5 protein-coding genes are annotated in these 7,578 nt (G+C 56.2%); 2 read left to right on the top strand and 3 right to left on the bottom strand.

The window, feature by feature from the left end; translation table 11 throughout:
• Positions 1-241: 241 nt before the first annotated feature.
• Positions 242-1,906: an asparagine synthase B gene (gene asnB / locus IVB13_RS01175; RefSeq protein WP_247487433.1), complete on the bottom strand. Its 1,665-nt coding sequence runs from the start codon at positions 1,904-1,906 to the stop codon at positions 242-244.
• An 86-nt stretch (positions 1,907-1,992) separates the two neighbouring features.
• Positions 1,993-2,961 (bottom strand): thioesterase domain-containing protein, encoded by a 969-nt coding sequence (locus IVB13_RS01170; RefSeq protein ID WP_247487431.1) that lies wholly within the window; start codon positions 2,959-2,961, stop codon positions 1,993-1,995.
• A gap of 343 nt (positions 2,962-3,304) precedes the next feature.
• On the opposite strand from IVB13_RS01170, the gene IVB13_RS01165 reads away from it, so the two are divergent.
• Together IVB13_RS01165 and IVB13_RS01160 are read left to right on the top strand one after the other, a co-directional pair.
• Entirely contained in the window at positions 3,305-4,144 is an 840-nt protein-coding gene (locus IVB13_RS01165) for a hypothetical protein (protein ID WP_247487429.1), read from the top strand.
• Between the two features lie 688 nt (positions 4,145-4,832).
• Positions 4,833-5,705 carry a polysaccharide deacetylase family protein gene (locus tag IVB13_RS01160; protein ID WP_247487427.1) on the top strand — a complete coding sequence of 291 codons (873 nt, stop codon included), beginning with the start codon at positions 4,833-4,835 and terminating at the stop codon, positions 5,703-5,705.
• Between the two features lie 320 nt (positions 5,706-6,025).
• On the opposite strand, the gene IVB13_RS01155 is transcribed toward IVB13_RS01160, so the two are convergent.
• Positions 6,026-7,063 carry a glycosyltransferase family 2 protein gene (locus IVB13_RS01155; RefSeq protein ID WP_247487426.1) on the bottom strand — a complete coding sequence of 346 codons (1,038 nt, stop codon included), beginning with the start codon at positions 7,061-7,063 and terminating at the stop codon, positions 6,026-6,028.
• Positions 7,064-7,578 lie beyond the last annotated feature (515 nt).

The raw sequence follows: 7,578 nt of genomic DNA, 5'->3' as shown, positions 1-7,578 counted from the left end.
AGCAGTGCCCATATTGCCGAAAGCAAATCCTTGAAAAACAGCGGCGAAAACACATTCTGCCAAAGTAGTGTTAGCCTAGCGCGCGATGATGATCGGCACACCATCAGCGGCTCCATTCATTTGCTTGCATGCTGCGGCAAGGACCGCATCGCTGTTGGATCAACTCAGTCTGAACTCCAATTCCTTCCTTTGCCGGACACACCCCCGGTCTTGGGTCGAGATGGAGAGGCATTCAGAGGATTTAGAGCGTATCGATCGCGTGCACGTGTACGCCTCTGACGGCTCTTCCGGACGGATCGTCCCTGTTCGCAAAATCCTGCGACCAGCGAAATGCGGTAGGCGTCGAGCATGCAATTGATGGACCGACAGGAACGGTGAGGCAGGCCGTCGGATTCTTGAAGATGCTGTCAAACACCGTTCTGTACCAATATCCCTCCTTTGATGTTGGCGTTTGCTGCGGAAATCGCTGCGACGCGTCCGCCATCATCTGGTCGGTGACCTTTTCCTCCGCGTGACGTTTCAAGCAGTCGATCCAGCCATAACCTACCCCGTCTGAAAATTGCTCTTTCTGCCGCCAAAGGATCTCCTCGGGGAGATAATCTCGGAACGCGAGACGCAGGATCCTCTTTTCAATCTTGTTGCCCGGACACATCTTGTCGGTCGGATCGATCGACATGGCGTAGTCGAGAAACTCCTTGTCCAGGAACGGCACCCGCGCTTCGACGCCCCAGGCGGCCGTGGCCTTATTCGCACGACAGCAATCGTACTTGCTAAGTGCAAAGAGCTTTCGCACGGTCTCCTGATGGAATTCCTCTGCTGTCGGCGCCATGTGGAAATACAGGTAGCCTCCGAACACCTCATCGGCTCCCTCTCCCGATAGCACCATCTTGATGCCCATAGACTTTATTTTGCGAGCCATAAGGTACATCGGCGTCGCCGCTCGGACAGACGTAACGTCAAAGGTCTCGAGATGGCGAATGACATCCGGTATGACATCAAGCCCCTCCTGGAGCGTGAAGACGGTCTCGTGATGAACCGTACCGACATGTGCAGCTACTTTGCGGGCGTACTTCATGTCCGGCGAACCCTCGAGGCCCACGGCAAACGAGTGCAATCTTGGCCACCACGCTTCCTCGGTGTCGTCTGATTCCATCCTCTTCAACCGGTGCTTTGACGCGATTGCAGCAATCAATGACGAATCGAGACCGCCCGATATGAGGACCCCGTATGGAACGTCGCACATCAGTTGCTGCTTGACGGCCGCCTCAAGTGTCGTTCGCAGCCTTTCCAAGGAGACCTTTTCGGTCGGGACATTGTGCGCCCACAAAGGATCGTACCATTTGACAAATCGCTTTTCGTTGCCTGCGTAGTAGTGTCCCGGCGGGAACTCTTGGACTGAGCTGCATACGCCGTCGAGAGCCTTCATCTCGCTCGCGACGTAGGTCGCACCGTCGTTATCCCATCCTATATAGAGCGGCACGACGCCTATGTGATCTCGCGCCACGAAGAAGTCGCCCTTCGCATCTGAAAGAGCAAAAGCGAAAATTCCGCTTAGCATTTGGCACAATGCAGGCCCATACTCGTCATAAAGATAGAGGATGATCTCACAGTCCGACTTCGTCCTCCATTCGTGCGAGCGTTTCAGCTTCTCGCGCAGCGCGACGTGGTTATAGATCTCGCCATTGACGGCAAGTGCGCGGCCTGCCGCGACATCGAGAAGCGGCTGGGCACCATGCTCCACGTCAACTATCGAAAGGCGCTCGTGCGCGAGGACCGCGTTGCCATCCGCGTATATTCCGCTCCAGTCCGGACCGCGATGTCTGATCGTTTTGACCATCTCCAGCGCGCGTGCGCGCACCGTCTCAGGAGGGTGCTTAAATTCGAAGATTCCGACAAAACCGCACAAGGATCACCCCCACCGCTACTAAATAATCCGCCTCATATTATATGTACTAATTCACTTTTATTTATCATCAACGTACAGGACGCAAGCTACGAAGCCTTCGCGTCCGGGGCCACCTGAGGGCGAGAGTCGCAGTCTGACACCTGATCGAGCCTCGCCTGGATCGATGCCGCAAGGATATTCACGTTCGGCCCAAGCAGCAACTCCTTGACTTCGAAGCCCCCCGCGAGATGGTGCTCGCAGAACGTTCCTGCCAACCCTCTCCATAGGTGTGATCGGTGCCACTTGTCGGCCGTGACGAACACATCGACGCGGCCAGCGTAGTGACGTGGTCTGTAGCTGCGGACGGCAGCTACAGTTGCCCTTTCGACTCGGTGCCTCGCGCGCAACTCGGCGGGAGGAACTGCTGCCTCGCTCCTTTTTCGTTCGAGGCGTAACAGCAGCCTGCGCCTGAAAGCGGCCGGTGTAAGCAACTCCGTGTAGCCCGACAGGCGGACCCATATCAGTGCCGCCCGGCTAAACACCGTGGGGAACGGACTGCCGATGAGCGCGAGCAGGGCCACCTCCTGGCCCGCGGCAACCAGTTGCTGGGCGACCTCGAAAGCGAGCGTCCCCCCGGCGCAATGCCCTGCAATCAAGTAAGGGCCTCTCGGTCGATAGCGGCGAATCTGCGAGATCTGATAACGTGCGAGCGCCGCCAGCGAGTCGAGCGGCTCCGTTCCATCAAGGCCCGGCGGCTGGACGCCAATCATCGGCTGCTCCGGGTGCAGGTGACGAGCCAATGGCCGAAGCCAGAAGACGTCGCCGCCATGGCCAGACACAGCGAAGATCGGTGGCCTGCCGCCATCGGCCTTTATCGGCACAATCGAGGCCGGGCCGCTGTTCAGTGCCTCCGCCTGGCGAAGGAAAGCAATGATCTCTTGCTTGCAGCTGGCCAGCCCCTGCCTTAGCCCGGCGTCCAGCGCTCCGACTGGAGCGCTGCACTTAAGGCAGGAGCCATCGATCCATAGCTTGACGTCGCGGGCACGAAGAGTCGAGAGAAGCGTGGCAGCGTCCATCACAGATCCAATTCCTCACGAAGACCCGAAAAGCACTGTGGAGACCCCGCGTATCGCCGGGAGCATGTCAATTGCTTCTGATAGTTTCGCCACTACCAACTGGGGACAACCCTCCGCCCGAAGGCTCCTTAGCACACCTTTTTTAAATATTTAAATGATCCACGCGAGCCGCACAACACCAATAACCGCCAAATTAAATGGTTGACCATTAAACCGAAAGCTAATATGGATTTTATTGATTAGTAATATATTGCATCAGAGCGTGTAGTGTCGCCGCCAGCGCAATTAACGCGGTCGATTACTTTTGTTTGTCGCGCCTTCTTTGACCGGACTGCCCTCGAAAATGAACCATAGCGTCCAGGCTGCCTTACCCTCGTTACGCCTCGCTCGCGGTCAAATCTTCGCCGGCTTGTACATTCTCGGCTGCGCCAACGGTTTATTCGCGAAAGCGATGCTGTCGGTCCACCGGCTTGGGTGGAGCGATGCCGTCTTCGGCACGTTCGACATAAGTGTCGTCGTCCTGGTGGCGTGCTTCATTGGCCTGTCGTTCGTTTTGGGCGACCATACAGGCACTTTAAACTTGGCCGATGTTACGGTCGCGACCTTTTTGTTGCTGCTTATCGCTCTTCCAATCGGCGCCATGAGCTGGTCAGCGGTAAGTTTGCTGAGTCTCTATATCCTGCTCCTTAGACGGTCGACAGAACTACAGCGCCGAGGCGCGATCATTCTTCTTGCCGCCACAGTGCCGATGATGTGGAGCCGCCTCGTCTTCGACTTGTTTGCCAATTTTATCCTCGGCGCGGACGCATTTCTTGTCGCATGGATGCTGGGTACAGGCCGGAGCGGAAACATGGTTGAATTTGCCGACGGCTCTGGCACGCTTGCGATCTTCCCCTCCTGCTCGTCGCTGGCGAATGTTTCGCTCGCAATATTGTGCTGGGTGACTGTTTCTCAGTCTGTACGGCATAAATGGCGCGTTCACGACATCCTGTGGTGCCTCCTTGCATGTTCTTCCGTGGTCGCAGTGAACGTCGTCCGGATCAGCCTCATGGGATTGAGCACTGCGCACTACGAGAATCTTCACACGCCAGTAGGGGAGACCGTCTCGAACATCGTGCTTCTGATATTGATTGTAGCAATCAGCATACTAGGTGTCAGACGTGATGCATTCGCTCGCGCTTAAGCTGTCCGTCGCCATAGCGCTGCCGCTTACAATCGGCTGGAAAGCCGCCGTGAAGCCCGAGAATCCGATTGAAATAAAGGACAGTATCGTAGGGTTTCTAACCAGAGAAGGGTTCGATGTTCGCGTTACGAACGAGATGTTGGAATACATGCCCGTCATCGAGGGCCGGTCGTCCTCGTGCCATTTGCGCGTAACAAGAGTTTCGCCACTCGGACACGAAGCCCGTCTGGTTCGCCAAACGAGTGCGGAGCGTACGGTTTTCGTATTTCGGGGCACTGCCTATCCTGAACAACCGGTCCCCCTGACGGTTGCAAGTTATCTATGGTTCAGGTCTCTTCGTGAGCTCGGCGTGGTCTCGCGCGTTCCGCCGGTCCTCGCCATTGTCGGCTCATGTGACGCGAACCAGCTACCTTGGGGCGATCTGGGTTCGCAGCAACCGACATGAATTGGACTACAAGAAGAATTCGATACGACGAGGGATCGGAGCAGGAGGCCACGCCGTCTGTTCAAAGGTTGTGACGACAGAGCCAAGCGAATCAATTTCGGAAAATACCAAGCAGATTGGATGGTGTTCCTGGAGTTCAGGGTAGTCAGGCCCCAAAAGATGCAGATTTTTGCCCATCGGCGGGTTAACATCAGCTCTACTTTAAATTTGGCATCGGTCTAATAATTCGAGTGTTGCAGCACGATGAAGGTAATCGAATTTAGACGATACGTGAAAATTGGCATCAGCTTGGCCTACTACGCTCTGCGAGGCATTTTTTGCTGCTCGTTTCGTCTGGTAGGACGCCCGTGTCCCCGTCGACTGACCATTCTTTACTATCATGCTGTCTCATCTGAAGATCGGATCCGCTTTGTGCGGCAAATGGGCGCATTGCATCGCCGAGCGCATGTGCTGCCGGCGTCGTACCGTGGCGAACTGCCGTCTGGGAAGAAATGTGTAGCAATTACGTTTGATGATGCGCTCGTCAGCGTTGCCGCCAATGCACTCCCCGAGCTCGCCATCCGTTCATTTCACTCAACCATATTCGTTCCGGTCGACTGGATCGGGCGAGTTCCGGGATGGGCCATGAAAAAGAGTGAACACGCAGCAGCAGCGGAGCAGGCGGAAGCTGTCATGTCGTCCGATCAGTTGCGAGCGCTCGATAGTTCGCTAGTCTCACTTGGCTCGCACAGCTTGACCCATCGGTCGATGGTCGAAGTCAGCATCACGCACGCACAGAAAGAAATCGAGCACTCGCGACACCGCCTGGCGGAGCTGAGCGGACGCGAAGTTCTCGAATTTTCGTTCCCCTACGGCGAATATGACGAGGCTGCAGTCGCAATCTGCCGTGCAGCTGGCTATACGACGGTATATTCCATAAGAGCCCACGGGACAGATACGACGACCGCCGGGCTCTTGCGGGGGCGGACCAAAGTCGATCCATCGGACGGTCAAATTGAGTTTTTCTTGAAGTTCAACGGCGCATATGACTGGATGGGCCACAATGTCTCTTTAAGGAAAATGTTGCGGTTAGGATTCGGAAAACGAGTGCAAAGTGTCCGGATCGAATCCCATTAAAGCCCACCATCCCTATTGCGCACCTTCTTTCTCCATTGAAGTCTTCGACGTAAGATGGTTCGCTGGGGCAGCCGTTCCGTGTGGCCCTACCCGATCTGTCGAGCACACGAGGCGAGCGACGGCGGCTCCGAGGGGATTGCTCAACCTCAACCGGACCTCGTGATCGATTTTGCAGAACTTGACGCAAATAACTGCTGCCCTCGTAGGCAACCTAGAGCCGATGAGATTAGAATGAATCGTGATCGCGCTTCAGGTTTTTGTTGAGCATGATCTTTCCGGAAAACCGCTGCGGACTTTTCCGGATCATGCTTTAGTCCTTTTCAGTGGTGGAACGTTGGCCGGCCGGTTTCACCCCTTACCCCTGCCAACAGTCCGCGCATAGCCGCCTTGAAATTCTTCGGGGAACGGGCAACGAGATAGGTCATGGCGTAGACGCACCCCAGGACCATGGCGAAAGGCAAATATCTTTGCCAGTGCATGCGAACGAATTCGAGATTGTTCCGGCTCTCCAGGTAGACTGAAAGCTGAGATCTTTCAGCGCGGAAACGTGCCGACCCGATCGTTGTGCCTCCCCTGTGGGCTACGATGGAGTCTGGAGCATACCCCAAACCATGTTCCTTTGCCCGTATCGACCAATCCGCATCCTCGTAAAACAGAAAGAAGCGCTCCTCCATCGGGCCAATCTTCTCCAGGCACTCGCGCGTGATATACATCGAGCCGCCGGCAATACAGTCGAGAGCCGCTTCGATGGCATGGAGGTCCACAGGCCCATCGATTGGATCACCGAGGCCAATCAGGGCAAGGCTCGTCCGTAGCTTGCGCCAGCGATGACCGGCACGACAATAGATATAATCGCGGCCTACTGTTGGCACGATGGTGCTGCCTACCATGCCCTTGTTGCCCGAGATGGCGCGCTCAACCAGAGCCTGCAACGCGCCGTTATCGGGTTCGGCGTCCGGATTTAGAACCCAGATGCCGTCCCAGCCCTCGATTGGCTGCAATCGATCAATCCAGACATTAATTCCACCAGCATAGCCTAAATTATGCGTGGCACAGCCCAGATACACCCGCGAGGACCGGTTCTTGAGCGCAAGACACTTGATGTCGCCCAGGCGCCCCGAGGGGGACGCAAGCGAATCCGGCAAATCATTCAATACGGCGCCGCATGGTCCCAGCGGGTCCGTCAACACCTCGAACAATTCACGAAACGATTCCCTCCCACCATTCTCGCAGACGAAAACGTCGAAGTCTGGTTCTGGCGCCGAGCGAGAGAGCGCCCCCAAGCACGCTCGCACGTCTTGCGGATTGCGGAAACCGACGATCAAAATCGCCACACGAAGTCTGCGTAGCTCGATCACTTGGGACTCCAAATCACACCAAGCCACCTTTGCTGGCGCTTTCGATTGCGAACGAAATCTCACACTGGCCCCACAACTGCGATCGGCTCCGTAGCGAAAGCGGCACTCTATCAGGAGCTTCGAACGGCGCAACTGCACTGTCGATGGTCAAAGCGTCCATACAAGTTAGAAACATGACCGTCTTGCTTGCTGCGCCCAAATCAGCCGATGCAGGCTGACCCTCGTGCCCGCAAACTCGGCTGCGATATCGGCGAAGGGTGGCATTTCAATAGGATTGTAAGAGCGCCTCGTGTCGGTGGCATCGTTCGGAAGCTTCCGCTCGACGCCATCATTTCAAACAATTGTGCGAACTCCCGCTCAAGCGACACCGTCGCTTGAAGACCCGGAACGTGCTGCGCCTCTCCAGTCGAGCCCGCCGGGGGACCGGATTGATCCATTCCACGTGACCCCGTTCGTGAACAGAGCGCCGCCTTACCCTCCCGCCTTGGCCAATGATCCCTCACCAATGTCAATCC

The organism is Bradyrhizobium sp. 17 (assembly GCF_023073515.1).
GTDB lineage: Bacteria > Pseudomonadota > Alphaproteobacteria > Rhizobiales > Xanthobacteraceae > Bradyrhizobium > Bradyrhizobium canariense_D.
The sequence above is the reverse complement of the archived record's forward strand: the minus strand, read 5'-3'. Positions and strand labels throughout refer to the sequence as shown.

Coding starts and splice junctions, on each gene's coding strand:
- IVB13_RS01160 (WP_247487427.1), top strand. CDS start 4,833: ATGAAGGTAATCGAATTTAGACGATACGTGAAAATTGGCATCAGCTTG.
- IVB13_RS01165 (WP_247487429.1), top strand. CDS start 3,305: ATGAACCATAGCGTCCAGGCTGCCTTACCCTCGTTACGCCTCGCTCGC.
- IVB13_RS01170 (WP_247487431.1), bottom strand. CDS start 2,961: ATGGACGCTGCCACGCTTCTCTCGACTCTTCGTGCCCGCGACGTCAAG.